The organism is Williamwhitmania sp. (genome assembly GCA_035529935.1).
Taxonomy (GTDB): Bacteria; Bacteroidota; Bacteroidia; order Bacteroidales; family Williamwhitmaniaceae; genus Williamwhitmania.
In genome coordinates, this window is record DATKVT010000215.1 from 15,880 (window position 1) to 31,874 (window position 15,995).

13 protein-coding genes are annotated in these 15,995 nt (G+C 47.2%); 2 read left to right on the top strand and 11 right to left on the bottom strand.

All coding sequences use genetic code 11. The features are described 5' to 3' along the window. Positions 1-4 precede the first annotated feature (4 nt). Positions 5-364 (top strand): hypothetical protein, encoded by a 360-nt coding sequence (locus tag VMW01_16520; GenBank protein HUW07852.1) that lies wholly within the window; start codon positions 5-7, stop codon positions 362-364. A 226-nt stretch (positions 365-590) separates the two neighbouring features. Beyond that, a complete protein-coding gene (locus VMW01_16525; protein HUW07853.1) occupies positions 591-1,763 on the top strand; it encodes a site-specific integrase in 1,173 nt (390 codons plus the stop codon). On the opposite strand, the gene VMW01_16530 is transcribed toward VMW01_16525, so the two are convergent. The 11 genes from VMW01_16530 to VMW01_16580 all read right to left on the bottom strand — a co-directional run. Then, complete coding sequence (locus VMW01_16530; GenBank protein HUW07854.1) at positions 1,747-3,603, bottom strand: hypothetical protein; 1,857 nt, start codon at positions 3,601-3,603, stop codon at positions 1,747-1,749. The two genes, VMW01_16525 and VMW01_16530, sit on opposite strands and share 17 nt — an antisense overlap. A gap of 11 nt (positions 3,604-3,614) precedes the next feature. Continuing rightward, entirely contained in the window at positions 3,615-7,913 is a 4,299-nt protein-coding gene (locus tag VMW01_16535) for a LamG domain-containing protein (protein ID HUW07855.1), read from the bottom strand. A gap of 112 nt (positions 7,914-8,025) precedes the next feature. Next, the gene (locus VMW01_16540; GenBank protein ID HUW07856.1) at positions 8,026-9,177 is read right to left on the bottom strand and encodes a hypothetical protein; all 1,152 of its coding nucleotides are present in this window, start codon (positions 9,175-9,177) and stop codon (positions 8,026-8,028) included. Further along, complete coding sequence (locus VMW01_16545) at positions 9,177-9,767, bottom strand: DUF6549 family protein (protein HUW07857.1); 591 nt, start codon at positions 9,765-9,767, stop codon at positions 9,177-9,179. Before VMW01_16545 ends, VMW01_16540 begins: the two co-directional genes overlap by 1 nt. Then, complete coding sequence (locus VMW01_16550; GenBank protein HUW07858.1) at positions 9,757-10,278, bottom strand: CHAP domain-containing protein; 522 nt, start codon at positions 10,276-10,278, stop codon at positions 9,757-9,759. Before VMW01_16550 ends, VMW01_16545 begins: the two co-directional genes overlap by 11 nt. Next, positions 10,209-10,685, bottom strand: a complete 477-nt coding sequence (locus tag VMW01_16555) for a hypothetical protein (GenBank protein ID HUW07859.1) — start codon at positions 10,683-10,685, stop codon at positions 10,209-10,211. Before VMW01_16555 ends, VMW01_16550 begins: the two co-directional genes overlap by 70 nt. Beyond that, complete coding sequence (locus tag VMW01_16560; protein ID HUW07860.1) at positions 10,685-11,095, bottom strand: phage holin family protein; 411 nt, start codon at positions 11,093-11,095, stop codon at positions 10,685-10,687. The genes VMW01_16555 and VMW01_16560 overlap by 1 nt, the downstream gene beginning before the upstream one ends. A 195-nt stretch (positions 11,096-11,290) precedes the next feature. Then, on the bottom strand, positions 11,291-14,791 hold the full coding sequence (locus VMW01_16565; protein HUW07861.1) for a phage tail tape measure protein: 3,501 nt from the start codon (positions 14,789-14,791) through the stop codon (positions 11,291-11,293). Between the two features lie 127 nt (positions 14,792-14,918). Next, a complete protein-coding gene (locus VMW01_16570; protein HUW07862.1) occupies positions 14,919-15,104 on the bottom strand; it encodes a hypothetical protein in 186 nt (61 codons plus the stop codon). A gap of 64 nt (positions 15,105-15,168) precedes the next feature. After that, a complete protein-coding gene (locus tag VMW01_16575) occupies positions 15,169-15,753 on the bottom strand; it encodes a DUF4468 domain-containing protein (protein ID HUW07863.1) in 585 nt (194 codons plus the stop codon). A gap of 58 nt (positions 15,754-15,811) precedes the next feature. After that, the coding region (locus tag VMW01_16580; GenBank protein HUW07864.1) for a hypothetical protein at positions 15,812-15,995 on the bottom strand (184 nt) is incomplete at its 5' end.

The following is a 15,995-nucleotide window of genomic DNA, read 5'->3' on the forward strand; positions in this document are numbered from 1 at the left end:
TAAAATGTATAATTCACTAGGTCAGCGCATTACGCTAATACAAAAATGGAGTGGATTAACTGCCTCCGACTTTTCGAAGTCGATAGGTGTTCTACGCAATCAGCTATACCGATACAACGATGGCAGTCAGCAGCCTAACTATAGCGTGCTGCATAGTATTTTAACCAGGTATCCGCAAATAAGTCCGCAGTGGTTAATGCTTGGAGTTGGAGAGATGGTTATCCAAAAAGATACACAAGGCCTGGTAGCCGAGCCAAGCGAAGTTTATGAACTAACGGGCCCCAACGATGCCGAGCTCCGTACCATGCTAAAAACGGTAAAGGAGGCCATCTCTACCTACATTTACCGAGCCGAGAAGAAATAGTTGTAGTCCCAAAAACGTCCCAATTTTATCACCAACACCATTTAAACCCCTTTAAATGTTGGCCTTTCACAAAACACATTCGACTGCACGTGGCACCACAAGCCGGAAAGATAACTCTTTCCGGCTTTGGGTTTTTGTAATGAACTCAAGCAGTTGATTGATTTTTAGATTGCCCTGTTTACTGATGTTTTAGCAAATTGTAGTCCCAGAAACAACCCGCAAAAAAATGGCGAACGTAACTGTTTATATTCGTGAGGATTACACCCGAAAGGATGGAACTAACTCGCTGTATGCCAAGTTCTACATACAAAGACAGTCGGTAAAAATACCAATGGATATCTATGTTAAGCCCGAAGAGTGGGATAAGGAAAAGCAGCGGGTGAGGGGTAATTCCAAGCAATCGCGCGACCAAAATCTAATTATAAGTAAGCAGGTAGATGCAATAAACAACGTTTTTGTGCGCTTTCGCCTGCAGCAAAAAACAATTACGAAGGAAGAATTCTTTAAGGAATACACCAACCCTACCATTTATGTCGATTTTTGGGATTTTATGGAGCGGGAGATCAAGAGCCGTAGGGGAAATATTTCGGAGAATACTTTTCGCGGCCAAATGTCTACCGTAAATAAGCTGCGCGAGCTGGTGCCGAACCTTCAGCCCAAGGATATTACCGAGGATGTTATAAACGACATGCAGAAAGGGCTCAAAAAAATAAAGAATGGGGGGAATACCATTCATAAGAATATGGTTACCCTAAAAACCTACATTTCCAAGGCTATCCGAAAAAAGTTGATGGAGCACAACCCCTTCGACGTGGTAAAGCTGCACCGGCATAAGGCTGAGCGGCTTTGGTTAACGGAGGAGGAGCTATTGAATCTTATCGACAAGTATAATAAGGAGTGGTTGAAGCCAAATCTGCATAAGGTGCTTGGCTATTTTCTGTTCTCGTGCTTCACGGGGTTCCGCTTGAGCGACGTAAATGCCTTTTGCCTGGAGAATGTTGTGGGGGAGTTTATAGTACTGCGACCTGTTAAAACAAAAAATGTGAACTCTAACATTGTAACTATCCCGCTTACGGATCCTATTCGTATGCTCATAAAGAAGGTGGCTCCACATCGGGTTAGGGGATCGGTATTCGAAACTTACTCCGACCAAAAAACAAACGAATATTTAAAGGATATTGCCGATATGTGCGGTATCGATAAAGCGCTCAGCTTCCACAGCGCAAGGCATACCTTTGCAACCTACTTTCTATCAAAAACAAACGATGTGGCTACGCTGCAGCGCTTGCTTGGCCACGCATCCATTGCCGATACAATGATTTACGTGCACATTTCGGAGGAGAAGAAGGTAGCACAAATGCACACCGCGTTCGATGGCATTACTATTCGTAATGCTTAACGGTGTAGGCCGTAACCTCGTCAACGGTAACCTTACTATTGGTATGCGTTTGCTTAACCTCGTTTAGCAGCACGTTATTTCCATCGATACGGTATAGCCTGTCGAAGCGTGGATTTTTAAAGTTTTGCAACCCGCTAGTTACGCTTACCGGCTTGGCCGAACTAATGTAAATATTGGCGTAAAACTTCCAGAATCGCTCATAAAGACCATCGTCACCTACCAGCTGAAGGCTAATCTTATCATCAAACAGCTGGTGCGTGTTTGGAGCAGGGTTGTTAAATCGCAGATTATAGGAGTCGTAAAGGAATGGACTACCCCAAGCAATATGGCTGGTAAGCGTTTTATTAACGCCTCCATCAACATAGTTAACAAATAGCCCATGCTTTCCCCTATAGGTGCACAGCGCAGGAGTGAAATTAACACTATCGTTGTAGGCATTTAATCCAAAGAAATCATCAGCAAAATCCTTTAACTTTTCCTCGTAAGATGGGAGCATTAGCGTTTCAACGGTACCATCAAACGAAACCCCTCCCACAATAAGATTACCCCGTAACGTTGGATGGTCCATTGCAGGAACGCAAAGCGATGTTTCAATTTTCTTAGCGTTATCCTCGGTGGAAGTTATATCATAGTCGCGGCTACCAACGAGCGTTGAAATATACTGCCAGGCTGTTTTATCATCGTTTTGAACCCAATGCATAAAAAAGTAGCAGTTCATCGACAGTACCAATATAATTTTATCGGGGTAGTTCACCCTATCGGGAACAGAACGATCATCTAGGTAGATGGTTCTTTCTGGGTAATAAATTCCAGTATTAACGTATGAGAACGGTAACCCTTCTATAAACGCTTGGGAATATTGAGCAGGCTTGGCATACTGAGACGATAAATGGTCGCTGGTCATACTCAGCGGCCTGGCATCATCGGTTATCACATCGAGCTTGCCGTTTACGGTAATTGGGTCGAACTTAAGGCAAATATCTTCAATACTGAGAATTTGAGCTTCCCGCTTATTCATATCCACCGAGAAATGAACGGGGAACTTGCCTTCTATCCAGCTAATAAAGTTACTTACGCTATCGCTTGGAAGCAGCTCGTTCCAGTGAAGATAACCGTCGCGTATGGGCATGGTAGCATTATTAATTATTGCCATGCGGTTAAATTCGTCGATAGTATCTAGAAAATTGTATGAAACTCGTATGCCATACGACTGAAATATGAGCGAAATAGCGGCATTAAGGTATAGGAATGGAGAGAAATCGGTAAGCCCAATCACCGTGCTTTCATTCCTTTGCCAAAATTCACCATTATTTAGGTTTGGTGCATTCAGAATTCTAAAATTTACCTGTCCTGCAGCGTCGGTACTGCGAGAAATAATTACAGGGAAACAGGTAAAGTATTCGTTTGGCCACACCTTATCAACCGATTCGCTAACTCTAGCGAACCAGGCACCCGTTTTATCGTAAACAGTTCCAGTAAAAGTCTCATCGGGGAATGATAGCTCATTCATTGGCGTATTTTTTGCCCACTCCCAGAACGCGCCCTCGTTTATCTTTAGCGCCATCTCAACGCTGGTGGCATCGAGGTCTGTAATTTCGCTATTCCCACTCAGCTTAATAGTTCCGCTTTTAATGGTGGTTGGAAAATTAACCGAACCAATGGTTTTACCGGTAATTCTATCGGGGTGCTGAAGCCGTAGCATGTTCCGCTTGCTGCGCGAAACCTTAAAAGGCAGCGAGCTACTTCCCTTGTCGTTAAAGATTGGACTTGTAAGCGATACCGAAATGGCGGTATCGGGAAGCAAATCCAGGTTACTATTGTTGATTGCGATTTGTAGCATAGTTTCAATTATTAACCAACTCCAACAATTAACCAATTCAATCTCGCCCTGTCGGCAATAAACATAAATCCGGTATTATAGGAGAGCGATACCGAGCTGGTATTTCTTACCGTTTGACCACTTACAGGAACAACTGAAACTCCCTGAGTGTTGGTGGTTACAAGCAACACTCTGCCATCGTTGTAGTAAATGGTTTGGCCATCTACCACCTCCGTAGCATTCATGTCGGGTAGCGTTACTGTAATGCTCCCGCTGGTGTTAATGCAATTGATACAAGTTTTATCCTTGTCTGCGGCCAGCATGGAGTAGGCTCCAGCCGTATCGCGGATGCTACAGAGTAACCCTGCCACGGTCAATCGGTTTACGGCCAGCCCACCATTTCCAAAGGTGAGCGTTTGCGTTGCCATCTTATTTATTAGCTCGGCATTACCGCGAATTCTGAGGTGCTTACTATCAGTATCCTTGGTGTTGAAGTAAAACCAAAGATTTTGTGCCAAAATTCTTAATCCTGAGTATCCAATTTCAAAATTCTCGGTGTTCCCTGCATGGCTCACCGTTCCTTGATCGAGGTAAACACTGCACAATATTGGATTATTGTAGCTACCAACTCCGTGCGGTCCGGCATAGTAAATATAGGAGGTATCGCTGTATTGAATATAAATTTCGTGACGCACATAGGTTGCATTCTCAACCGTGAAGTTGGACTTTACCGTTAGCTGGTGTGCATTCTCGTCGGCAATGTTAAGGTAAACCGACTTAGAGGCAAGAAGGTAGAGCTTATTTCCGCTCGAATCGGTTGCCCAAATTTTAAGCATTACTGAAAGGCTAACAGCAATTACCCTAGTTTCCGTTGCGCCCGGTTCTGGAGCATCTACGCGCATGGAAAATACGGCAGTGGTATCATAGGCTCCACTGGCAGCATAAACAATTGTTCCCATTATGCTGGTGTATGGATTGGCATTAAGTAGCACCTCATTTTGCCATGTTCCACTTCCAACGTTGATGTTGGTTGGTGTTGGAATACCGCTTGTAAGCTTTTTTGCCGACAAGAGCAGCTTTGAGGATCCGTCGCGCAAAAAGTTGATGAGCTGGTTTACAAAATCGAGCTTAAACTTACCGGTAAATGTGGCTCCCCCGTCGGAAATTGACTGCTCCTTTTCGATACCTTCTGGTGTTATTTCGGCCCCGGCAATCTCTCCGGAGTCGGTATAAATGGCCCCTCCCTCGGTAATTACCGACATAGGCTTTGAAGTATTACCTGCCACTCGGTTAATGGCATCCTGTAAAGAACCACCTGCATATACGCGCGGAGTGTCTGCTCCAGTGCCTGCACCATTAATACCGGCCTGCTCGGTCCAATCGCCGTTAGAGTTTGTTGCCCCCACCTTCAGCAGTGTGCTAGCAACAACACCTCCAGTAATACTTGTATCTTCAGAAAATGCTTTCTTTAGGTAGGAAGCCTCGATGTCTGCAGAAACAGCCTTGCCTTTTGTAACGTATTTATAAAGGCCGAGAACTTCATTTGAGTTTAGGGCTCTGCTGTAGAAACGAGCCTCGTCGAGCAAACCATTAAAGTGATAAGGAACGTCGTTAGGATCGTAGCCAACAAAAAACTCATTGGAATGATATTGCAGTGTGGCGGTTCGATAGGCGTGTAATATTCCATCTATATAAAGATACATTGTAGTGCCATCGAAAATACAGGCTGCATGGTGCCATGATCCAAATAGTGTTTTTGTAGAATAAACGTCATACCACGATGCTCCATCACATAACCACCAAGAAATTGTTCCATTCGGCTGTTGAAATAGGCGGCAAAAAAACGTATTAGCCCATATACCTCCCGCAGTCTGGCCTGCAGCCATCCCAGGAGAGTTAAACCAAACCGAAAATGAAAATGCAGGGAGTCTAAATTTCGTAGAGTCTGTTGAAAGGTATTCTGTACCATTGAAACGCCGAGAATTTCCACTCACTCCGCTAGGTGCTGCTATGCTGCCATTTGCCGCCGAGAGCGTATTTCCGTTGCCTGAATTGTCCCGAACTTCACTAGCAAACGAAACGTTGCCAATCCAGATAAGATCAAACCACGCTGTTTCTCCAACAACACCATTATTCACATAAAAGAATAGGTATGGAAAGCTATTTACCTGTATGTTGTCCAAGCGAACAAACCAATTATATTGATCAATAACTACAGGGTTTTCGGGATGAACTAGATCACTACCAGAGTAATAACAAAAGCTTAGGATTGGGTTTTTGCTACGAACCTTAATGATTGCTGATTTTCCTCTTAAAGATTCACTCCACCCTCTTTCAATAGAGGCACCGTTATCGTTGTTAGGATTATCTGCCTTAATAGCTCCGAGCTCAACTGAAACAGCCACGCCACTATTGCCACTCCAACCATCCAAGCCCTTTACCCACTTATCAGCACTCAGGTAGGCCGGAGTTGAACCGTCCGGAATAATCGGATCGTCGTCGAAGCTCCAATGTGCCACTAAGCCTTCATCGCTAGGAAAAACAGCATTAGCCTGGTTTAACGCAGCGCTGGCAGTCAGGTTAATTGCAGCGCTGATGGCGTTAAGAATCTCTAACTTTCGAGTGTAGTAGGTCGAGAACATGCCGTTGAACGTAGCAGCATCAATTACGCTGGTTGTGGTCATATTGGCCAGCAACGGGATAATGTACGCATTCAGAGCATAGTACGCATCGTCGTAGTCGTCGTAGATAAGACTGAGGTTATCTGCCGCCGATTCTACCCCGCTAAATTCGGCTTGAATAATGGCCCATTCCTTTTTTGTGCTCTGCTTTTCGTTGGGTGTAAGTTTTCCATCGCTGGCTATATCGGCCAGCAACGCGTTGGCTGTATTGGCCGATGCTTGAGCCGATGCTGCGTTGGCTAATGCCAACGTAATATCTGTATCTGCAATTCTGGCCCAGGAGAATACACTTCCAACTTTCTGAAACCGATAGGCATAGCCCATCGAAGTCCAGTAGAATAGGTCGCCAAGGTGAATTTCCATAACCTGGGCATCGCCCCAATTCACAGCAGGAACATTGTCGAGCGTTGGCTCGTAGTCGAAAAACCAAGATGAAATGGTGCCATCAATCTGAGCCTGCAGCCCGGCAGCAATGGCATCTACCTCAGTTTTTTCAGAGTAACCGGTAAACTTGGCGTTATTAGTATATAAGCCCATTCCGGTCATGCCAAAGTCGGTCATGTCTCCCAACCGAGTGGTTACCTTATTGGTAAGCGAGAAGCCACTAATACCCTGCAGTATGTCGATTTTAGGAATAGCCGTAGCATCTATAACAATGGCATTCTGGCGGGTTACATCGGTGGAGTGGCCCAGCTGCACAATGGTATCGCCTGCCTCCGGTACTCCGGTTCCATCCTTGTCGGTATCCGATAGGTCGATGGTGTCGGTATCTACCGCAACTACCTTACGCCAGTAGTATTTTACATTGCCGTTAAACATTTGGCACTTCACCAAATCGCCCACCACAAACGGGTTTTGCATCTCGGTGGTCTTGTCGAGCGTGCAGCGGTAACCTCCTGTTATTGCCTCTACCTCCTTTATTTGTCCGTTGGCTACGCTCACAATCAGCATTCCCCCTACGCTGCGCAACTTCTGCACAATGAGTTCAAACACGGTCATGTCGTTGCGAACGAGCAGCGACTTAATCTCCATGCGCCCATTTTCGTCTAGCGAGAAGCCTTGCCCATTCATACCTGCCACAAAATCGCTGGAGGAAAACGACTGTAGAAGCACCTGCATGAGCTGCGTTAGGCCATTTACATCGAGCATGGTGCCAGCATCGGCATCCTTACCAATGCCCACCTTCTTATCGAACCGCTGGCTTTCGGCAAATCGGTTGGCTTTGCTTAGCTTGGCGGCATCGGCTAAAATGGTATCGAGGTAGAAGGCGTTATTTCCATTCTGGTTAATGGTTAGAAATGGAACAGCAGGTTGCTCGTAGGCAAAGGTTGCGCGGTAGGTATTCGATACCGGCTTTACCTGCGTATCGCCATACTCGCGCGTCTCCACAATTTTTTCGATAAAAACATACACGGGCCACTGAGCCACATCGGCTAACCCAGCAAAACGAGCAACCTTGTAGCCGTCGGCATGGGATATGGCAACAACCCCAGAGCCCAGGTTACTGCCATCGATGCTTAACCCCTGAATAATTACGGGACCTAAATCCTGCAAAAACGATTGAAACGCATCGAGCGTCTCAACCTGTAGCGATACGAGATCGTCGCCAAACCATTTTCTTACTCCTGTTTGCTGAACTTGCTCTTTCATTGGATTAGCTGGGGTTTATCCTCGCTTTCGAGCGAGAAAAGTATTGGTGGTTTAGCGTCTGCAACTAATGGTATTCGAAGTATTGTGTCAACAATAGCCACAATGGCTCTAATTAACTTTGAAAAAAAAAATCGGAAATCCCCACAATAGCCTCAATGGCCATCGACTTGGGGCCAATGTCGTCGGAGGAGATAACCACCTTGTCGGTTTGTAGCACCACCTTCTCCAACCCGCGCTCAGTTACCATGTAAACCTCCTCGCTGAGCGCCAACTCCTGCATCCATTCCAGCTCCTCGTTGCTCATAAAGCCAATGTTTCCCTTTAGGTAACGAATACCCAAGGCCCTATCGCTGCCCGTTTCTAGCGCGTTGCGGAAGCGGCTTACAACGGGCGTGTTGAATACCGTTCGCTGTAGATCCAGCTCGCCAATAAATTGCCCCGTTGCGGTTATGGTATCCCACCCGCCCAGCGAATTGCGGAAAATAATGGAGCGCGACTGTAGGAGGTTCTCGGTAATAACTTCGAACGATAGCGTTTGCGTGAGCGGATTATCGTTAAAATCGTTGAGTAAAACCGTATACGCCACCGCGTTGGTAAAGTGTGCAGGGCTTATGTCGAAATCGTAGAGCTTTCCGGCCAGCATTGTTCCTGTCCATAGTATTACCTCCTCGGTAGTTCCATCGGCAAGCGTTTTATTACCCTTTAGCGTAACGGTAGAGCTCCCCGCCGTTCCGTTAATACAGCGAACAATTAATAGGGTATCGCTGGCAATTCGGCGCTTTGGCGAATTGGTAAGGAACATATTGCTCGATTGTATTTGCTGGGCAAACGAGCTATTTGCTGCCTCCAGCTGCTTCAGATACCAGTCGGAGCAGCCTCCGGGTATTACAAGGAATGTTCCGCTAACATTGCTGTAGGCAGAAATGGTGAACGGTATGCCAAAGCCTTCGGCTATTTGAAAGGTGAGCGTTCCTACTGCGCCGGTATCCTGGCTAACAATGCCAGCAGGGAATGGATACTGTAGCGTAGGCTTAATGGCCGCATCTACCACGCTCTGTATGTCGAACTGCGACACGCCGTTTTCGTCGGGTTCAACCGAATCGACCCACAGCTCCTCACCGTTGAGCAGCACGCGCAGCAGAATGGTATAAAATGCTCTCCTATTCCCGGTAGCAGAATCAATCACATTGTCGGAAGTGATTGCAATTCGCATGGCATTTCCGGAAAGGGAGAGCGAAGGAATTATTTGGCTTACTGTAAGCATCAGTTTACTTTAATTAGGCGGTTGTAGTTGATTTTCGCATGTGGGTTATCGGTCCACATATCCTGAACCAGCTCTTTTTTTTTGAGAAAACCCCAAAAACCCGGTTGCCGCTGTCGGTGAATAACCTGCTGCAGGTCTACATCCATTTTAAAATCAACAGATGCGGTGGTATCGCCCTGCTTTTGTGTTGAAATGTAGTGGAGCCATTTGTCGGTGTAGGAGACAAGGAGTGAGGTATCGCGACCGTCGATTTTCTTTTTTATTTCTGCATTGAACGATGCGCTTACACCCAGCATGCTCTCCTGGTATTGCTCCATCTTATTCAACTTTACGCCGTGCGCCTTTAGCTCGGCCTTAAGTTCAGGAAAGGCTTTTTTAACCTCCTTTATTTGCATTACCAAGGCTTTTACCTGCGCTTGGGTGGAGTCGGCGTTGAACTTTGTGCCCTGCGCCATAGCAGTAACGTTGCCGAACATGCGCTCGCGCGCTGCTTTTTCTGTTTGCCATAGCCCAAACAGGGTGTAGCAAGCCATTGCGAGCAGGACAAGTAGCCCCGCTCCAGCAATGGTTATTTTAGTTTTAATGGACATACCTCGATATTTTGTATAACTGCCTGGTTAACCTGTATTTTTTGTAAACACCATCTCCCTCTCTGGATCCGGCATCGTTCGTATTGCCCTCCACGCTGGTGGTGTAGGTGCTGGTGTAACGGTATATAAAACCGACGTGCGCAATCCTACCCTTGCTTTCGAACCAAATACCAAATACATCACCAGGCATAGGTGTGCGGTTTTTGAGACCGCCACGAATATAAATGGTGCTGCTCTTGGTAAAGTAGTTTGGTGCCCAGCCCGATTTAGGATTGGCAATGTGGTTTTGCGTTAAGCAGTAGCTCACAAAGGCTGCACACCATGGGTTTCCTCGTGACAGGTTGACCGATGCGAGGTAGGTTTCTACCATAGGCCCATCGTTGTGGCCGGTGGCCTCGCGAACTCCGATTTGCCCGGTAAAGGTGGATACCAGCGAATCCCTTAAGGAATTCTGACTAAAACCACCAAGGCTATAAAATAGAGTGCAAATAAGAATAGCGAGATAGCGCATTTTTGATAGGTTGTAAGGTTTAACATTCGCGTTTGCTCGGTTACGGTTCCGGGGATTGACTTATTCCCGGCAACGTGCCCTTCGAACTCCTTATCTACCCATTTGTAGATGCCTGGGAACGATAGCTTAATGAGTAACCATGCCACTCCGTTGAAGAAAAATAGCCCAATGGCAGCAAGCAGGTAAACCTGAAGTATTCCAGTATCGAAGGTGGCGGCCACCGGGTCCATCATGCGCAAAAGCATTGGTGAGAAATACCACAGCACAAGGGCTAGCGGAATGGTAAGGATTTCGTTCCAGTTGGCAATAAACCGCTTAACAACCGGATATGCAGCCCGGATGGCTACAACCACGTAGGCCAACAGTAGGCCAAAGAAGTGGTAAATAAGAAGGAGAAAGTTTTTCATTATTCTTTAGGTTTAAGGAAGTTTTCAAAGTTTCGGCGAATAATCGTGAGCAGTTCCAGCATGAGCTTGCGCCCGGTTATTTCGCTCATATTTTCATAAATGCTTACCAACTCGGTAAATGCCACGTATCCTGCCACAATGTTTGATAGGTTGCTCCAATCGGGCAGGAAGGTATTCTCCAGCACAAACGTGCTCATTATGGCCAGCACGTAGGTGGTGATTTTTGTTATGCTCTTGCGAAATCGGTAGCTGGTTAGCTTTCGGTTGGCCTTTAGGCTTTTCCATACGCCTAGAATCCAATCGACAAGCCATAGGAAAACTACGGCATGCACCATTTCGCGGATAGGCATAAAGTAGGCAACGGTGAGCAGAAAGGCTTTAATGCCTATTCCCGGAATTGTAATATTCATTGGCTGTATGGTTTGGGCACTCATGGCTATGGTTGGTCTGGTTTAATGATAGGTGGCAACTCGGCCGAAACGGGGAGACCTGTTTCCCTATTCGTAATGTTTAGCCTAAACTTGTATGCCGCTCCTCTTACCATGTTCCTGTTTTTTTGTCAAAAATCAACTATTCAACGGTCCATTTAAAGGACACTTTTACTGCTATTTTTTACTCACCTTGCTATCGATAGCGCTCACCTTATTCATTTTTGTTATTAAGTTAGTGTAGCTAATGTCGGCAGATATGCCCTTGCTCATGGTTTCGTTGAGCGAGGCAATAAGCGAAGCCTGCTGGAGCAGCAGCGCCTTAAGGTCGGCGTTGCCATCGGATTGCGAACCGGAAGCGGCAGGGTAGCTACCCGTAGCATGCTGCGGTACGCGCAGCGCCATAATGCTGCTAAGAATGTGGGGAGAATTCATGCGTATGTTGCGCACCGTGGGCGCATCAATAACCACCTCACCACCCTGCTCACTTATGAGCGTAGGAGAGGGGTAGTAGCCCGTTTTGGCAGCACCGGAGTAGGGTGCATGGTATGTTTTTCCATCCTGCGCACCTATAACGGTGTAATCGCCCGAAGCCTTTTGGTTTATGCTGGCCGAAATAACCGTTTTGGCAACAGAGAAAGCCGCCTCGATCAGTGCCGACATCATAATGGCCTTGGCTGTTCCGGCTGCGCCCCAGGTGGCAATACTTTCCGGTGATGCCAATGAACCAGCCCACACCTGAGCAATAGCCATGCGGACAATTCCATGCAGCGTATCGAGGGCAATGAGCAGCATGCTCTTTCCAAAGGCGGCGGCCGATAGCTGCTGACCAGCAATTTGCTGGCCTACCAACTCGCCAAACGCGGCACCTGTTTGCTCAAATATTCCTTTTTGTTCCTCAGCGCGCTTATTGGCCAGCTGAAGGTTTTTCTTTGCCCGATCGTCAGCAGCCTTATCCTGCTCGTCCCACGACTTTAGCTGAGCATCCAGCTCGGCCTGCGCCCCCTGCACCATATTATCTACCGCCTTGCTCGAACTCAGCTTGGCGTAGTTTTCAATATCGGTCATCTCCTGCGTTGAGAGCGATTGAAACTTATCGAGCATGGCCTGCTTTGCATTAACAAGCGCCTGCTCCTCGTCAACAACGCCCTCCTTGTATCTCTGAGCCGTAGCCAGTCGAGCCTGGTAGTAGGCCACGTCGAGCTTGAGCATTTCGAAGTCGTGCGTATCCTTGGTAGTTTTCTCTGTGAGCAATTCCTTATCGAGAAGAACCTTGCGCCGCTTATAGTCTTCTTCCAACGCCTTAAACGCAGCATCCTTATCGCCCTTGGCTCCGTTTCCACCATTGGGGTCAGTAGCCTCCGGTTTTTTTGCTGAGAAATCGGTTTTAGCCGATAGGGCCTTATCTATGCTATCTACGTAGGCATCGTAGAACTTCTTGGTTTTATCCAAATCCTGCTGCTCAAATTTCATATTCATAGCGTAAACCGAAATGAGCGTTTTCGATTTGCTGGCCGTTTCGCCCCACTTACCCGCTAGCTGGTTGGCTAGCTCTATGGACTTCATGTAGTTTTCGCGGCCACCCTTGGCCTGCAGGTCGGACATTTGTTGGGTAATCTCCAAAAACTCTTTCTCGGCTTGCTCTGCTGCAGCGTATCCGCTCTTGTCGGCAATTAGCTTGTAGTATTCCTTAAGCCCATCGGTGCGCTTCTTTGCACCCTCTTCGCCAATTTTCTCCAGCTCATCCCTGCGCGACTTAATGGCAATGTCGCGAATGAGTGCCTGCGTGGCCAGCTCCTGCGCCTTTGTAATTTCGTCGAGGTTCGATTTTTCTGTTAGCTGGTTGGGAAGGTATTGCCCATACTTCTCGTTAATGAGCTGTATGGCAGCAGCGCGCTCCTTGGAACCGGGGAGCGCACGCTTGGCGGCATCAAAGGCATCGCCAATGGCAACCTTCTCCTTGGTGAGGTTGTCAATAAACTCCTTGTGCGGGTTGTTGGCCAACTTTATTTCGCGCACCAGCTCGTATATGCCTGCAGCAAGCATGGCCACACCCGCAGCAGCAGCAACCCACGGATTGGCGGCAAGCGATAGGTATAGCTTCTTCATGGAACCAATAATGTTGTTGGTCCATAGAACCTTTAGCTTATCGAGCACAATGGATGCGTTAACCGCAACACCATAGGCTACAAACGCGGCTCCTGCAGCCAATAGCGTTGGTCCATACCGGTAAAGAGTTTCGGGAAGCATGCCAAGCACCTGCATTAGCTTAGTTCCGGTGGAGGTAGCGCCTAACATTATGGGGTTAAACTTGGATGCCACCACCTGAGCGGCCTCCGAAAACTGGTTTTTTGCCTGCGCCAGCTTTGCCGACATGCCGGAGGTATTCTTTTGCGCCTGCTCGTAGGCCACGCTGGTTCCGGTTACGGCCTTGGTGTAGTAATCGACCTGCTTGCGGTTGCTCACAAGTATTTGCGCTACCGTGTAGTTATCCTCCCCGAATATTTTAATTATTCCGTCGGCATCGAGGTTTTTGTTGGATAAGTTTTCGAGCGCCTTCCCCAAGCCAACCACCTTTGGATTGGTATCGTCGGCACCGGCCATCAGTTTTAAGAAAACGTTTTTAAGGTTAGTTCCGGCCAGCTCGCCCTTTACTCCCTTTTCGCCAATGGTTTCTATGGAGCCAACCAGCTGCTCAATGCTCAACCCAGAAATGCTGGCGGCAGTTCCCGATTTTATAATAGAGGTAGTTAAGTCGGGAATGGCTACGGCACCGGCCTTACTTCCTGCGGCCAGCACGTTAATGTATCGGCCAGCCTCGTTGGCACCAGCCGAGAATTGGTTCATGGTGCTGGCAAGCCCATCTACGGCCGGACCGGTTTCCATTTTTGCGGCGGCCGCCAAAATAAGCGCCTGCTTAGTTACCTCGCCCAGCGCCTCCTTGTTCTGTAGCAGCTCCGGCTTGGCCGAACCCATAAGCGTGTAGGCATCGAGTATATCCTTGCTGCTGGCCTTAATACGAATACCCGCGTCGGTGGTGGAGGTGGAGAGCTTATCGGCCTGCTCCACCAGGTAGGCAATGTTTTCGCCATCGAGCCCAGTGAGCGCTGAAAGGTTATTCTTGGCATCCTCCTTTGCAAGGGCTTCGTCGCGAAACTTCTCTAACCTATTCGATAGCAGCGTAATGGATGCCACAACGCCAATAATGGAGGCACCCCACTTGCGTACACCATCGTTCATGCTGCCAAACATGGTTTGCGACTCGGTGCCCATGCCTGACATTTGCGCCTTTGTTTTGGAAATTTGGCCGTTTACCGCCTGCAGCTGGGCTGCTTTTTCGGCAAAAGCGGCCTTCTCCTCCTTGGTATTCTGTGTCGATTTTTTTAGCTCGGCGCTCAGCTGGCGCTGCGCGCGCGTAAGATCGGCAAGCGCGGATCCAGAGAGGTTGCTCATTACCCCCGAAATATCCTTGGTGACAATTTTGAGCGCGTTTTGCTGCGCGCGGTTCTCCTTCATGGCCGCGTTGGCCTTTTCCCATCCGGTAAGGTCGTTGGCCTCCTTGGTGCGCTTGAGCTCAGCGTTTAGCTCCTTGGCAGCAGCGCGCAACTTGTTCATCTCGGCTTCGGCATCCTTACCGTCGATTTCGACCCGCGCCTTGGCAGTTTCGTTTATGGCCATATTGCTCTATTTTTGCGCAATATGGTGCGAGAGTAGGGCTAAATAAAGGACAGAAAAAAGGGATATTACTTGTCCTGCGCTCGACTTTATTACATAAAAAGAGGTGATGTAAATCACCTCTTTGTTTTTATTCGCTTGTGCTACCTAACAACATAAGCTCTGTTGTTATTATCACCCCTTCAAAAAATGAATCTGGCAATGTATTCCCTTGCTGGCTGGCTAGGTTGATAAGATAAAGATTTGTTGTTAAATAAGCAGCGACCTCTTTAGGGTCGCTGGTAAATTCTCTAAGATGTGCCAATGTTTTTTCCATAGTTGTTTTGAGAGTTTATTGGTTACTACAGACTACATTCAGCGCTTAGAGGAGGCGAAAGTTTCTACCAATTATCTGATGGCGGTTTTAATAGTGCAATTTTTAATGAATGGCAAAGGTTTATGAATTTATCGTTTATGCCTCGGTATACTGAAACTACCGATTGCTTTCTCGTAGGAGTAGCCCAAGTTTCAAGCGGTTTATCCTCCTTCTTGTATCCATATCCGGGAATATATCCGTCATAGGAGTGAACAATGTCGGTAATTTCATACTTCACGCGCCCAGGCTTAAACATTACGGTAATGGTGTAGTAAAAGTAATGGTTGGCTCCATAATCCAAAACCCCACGGCCCTTTATAATGCCATTGTCCTTATCGTCTACCTGAATAACGCTTTTGGCATTGTTGAAGTTATCCACAAACCACAGCTTAGCCTTGGTGTAGGTGGCGTTAATGGTGGTATCGGGAACGGTAAACACGTCGGTGTAGTCTATTCTCCCATTTATAACGGGGAAAATGCTATCGAGTGGAACGGTTTTGCTTTCTGCGGGTGGCGTATTGGTCCAAAACGATTTCTTTTTTGGCTTATCCTGCGAAAAGCAAGCGGTTACAATAAGTATAGCCAGCGCAAATAGTATTAACTTTTTCATACCTATTAAATAAATATGAAGCTAATTTAAGAAAAAATGCTGCAAATTAAGTGGACTTCTAACTTTTTTGCCACGATAGGGAGTTATCGTCAATGTTTTCAACAATGAGCAGCGCGGCTTTACGGGCGTATTTCTCGGATAGTATTTCGCCAAGTATGCGAACCTGGTTAAAAAACGTTTTTGAATACCACGGTTTCACCTTTCTGCGCGAGTTGCCTACCTCACCATAGCTGGTACCCTTG

Bases quoted from the DNA above. Each gene is read 5' to 3' on its own strand.
- VMW01_16520 (HUW07852.1), top strand. From the start codon at position 5: ATGTATAATTCACTAGGTCAGCGCATTACGCTAATACAAAAATGGAGT.
- VMW01_16560 (HUW07860.1), bottom strand. From the start codon at position 11,095: ATGAATATTACAATTCCGGGAATAGGCATTAAAGCCTTTCTGCTCACC.
- VMW01_16550 (HUW07858.1), bottom strand. From the start codon at position 10,278: ATGCGCTATCTCGCTATTCTTATTTGCACTCTATTTTATAGCCTTGGT.
- VMW01_16535 (HUW07855.1), bottom strand. From the start codon at position 7,913: ATGAAAGAGCAAGTTCAGCAAACAGGAGTAAGAAAATGGTTTGGCGAC.
- VMW01_16575 (HUW07863.1), bottom strand. From the start codon at position 15,753: ATGAAAAAGTTAATACTATTTGCGCTGGCTATACTTATTGTAACCGCT.
- VMW01_16555 (HUW07859.1), bottom strand. From the start codon at position 10,685: ATGAAAAACTTTCTCCTTCTTATTTACCACTTCTTTGGCCTACTGTTG.
- VMW01_16540 (HUW07856.1), bottom strand. From the start codon at position 9,177: ATGCTTACAGTAAGCCAAATAATTCCTTCGCTCTCCCTTTCCGGAAAT.
- VMW01_16525 (HUW07853.1), top strand. From the start codon at position 591: ATGGCGAACGTAACTGTTTATATTCGTGAGGATTACACCCGAAAGGAT.
- VMW01_16565 (HUW07861.1), bottom strand. From the start codon at position 14,791: ATGGCCATAAACGAAACTGCCAAGGCGCGGGTCGAAATCGACGGTAAG.
- VMW01_16570 (HUW07862.1), bottom strand. From the start codon at position 15,104: ATGGAAAAAACATTGGCACATCTTAGAGAATTTACCAGCGACCCTAAA.
- VMW01_16545 (HUW07857.1), bottom strand. From the start codon at position 9,767: ATGTCCATTAAAACTAAAATAACCATTGCTGGAGCGGGGCTACTTGTC.
- VMW01_16530 (HUW07854.1), bottom strand. From the start codon at position 3,603: ATGCTACAAATCGCAATCAACAATAGTAACCTGGATTTGCTTCCCGAT.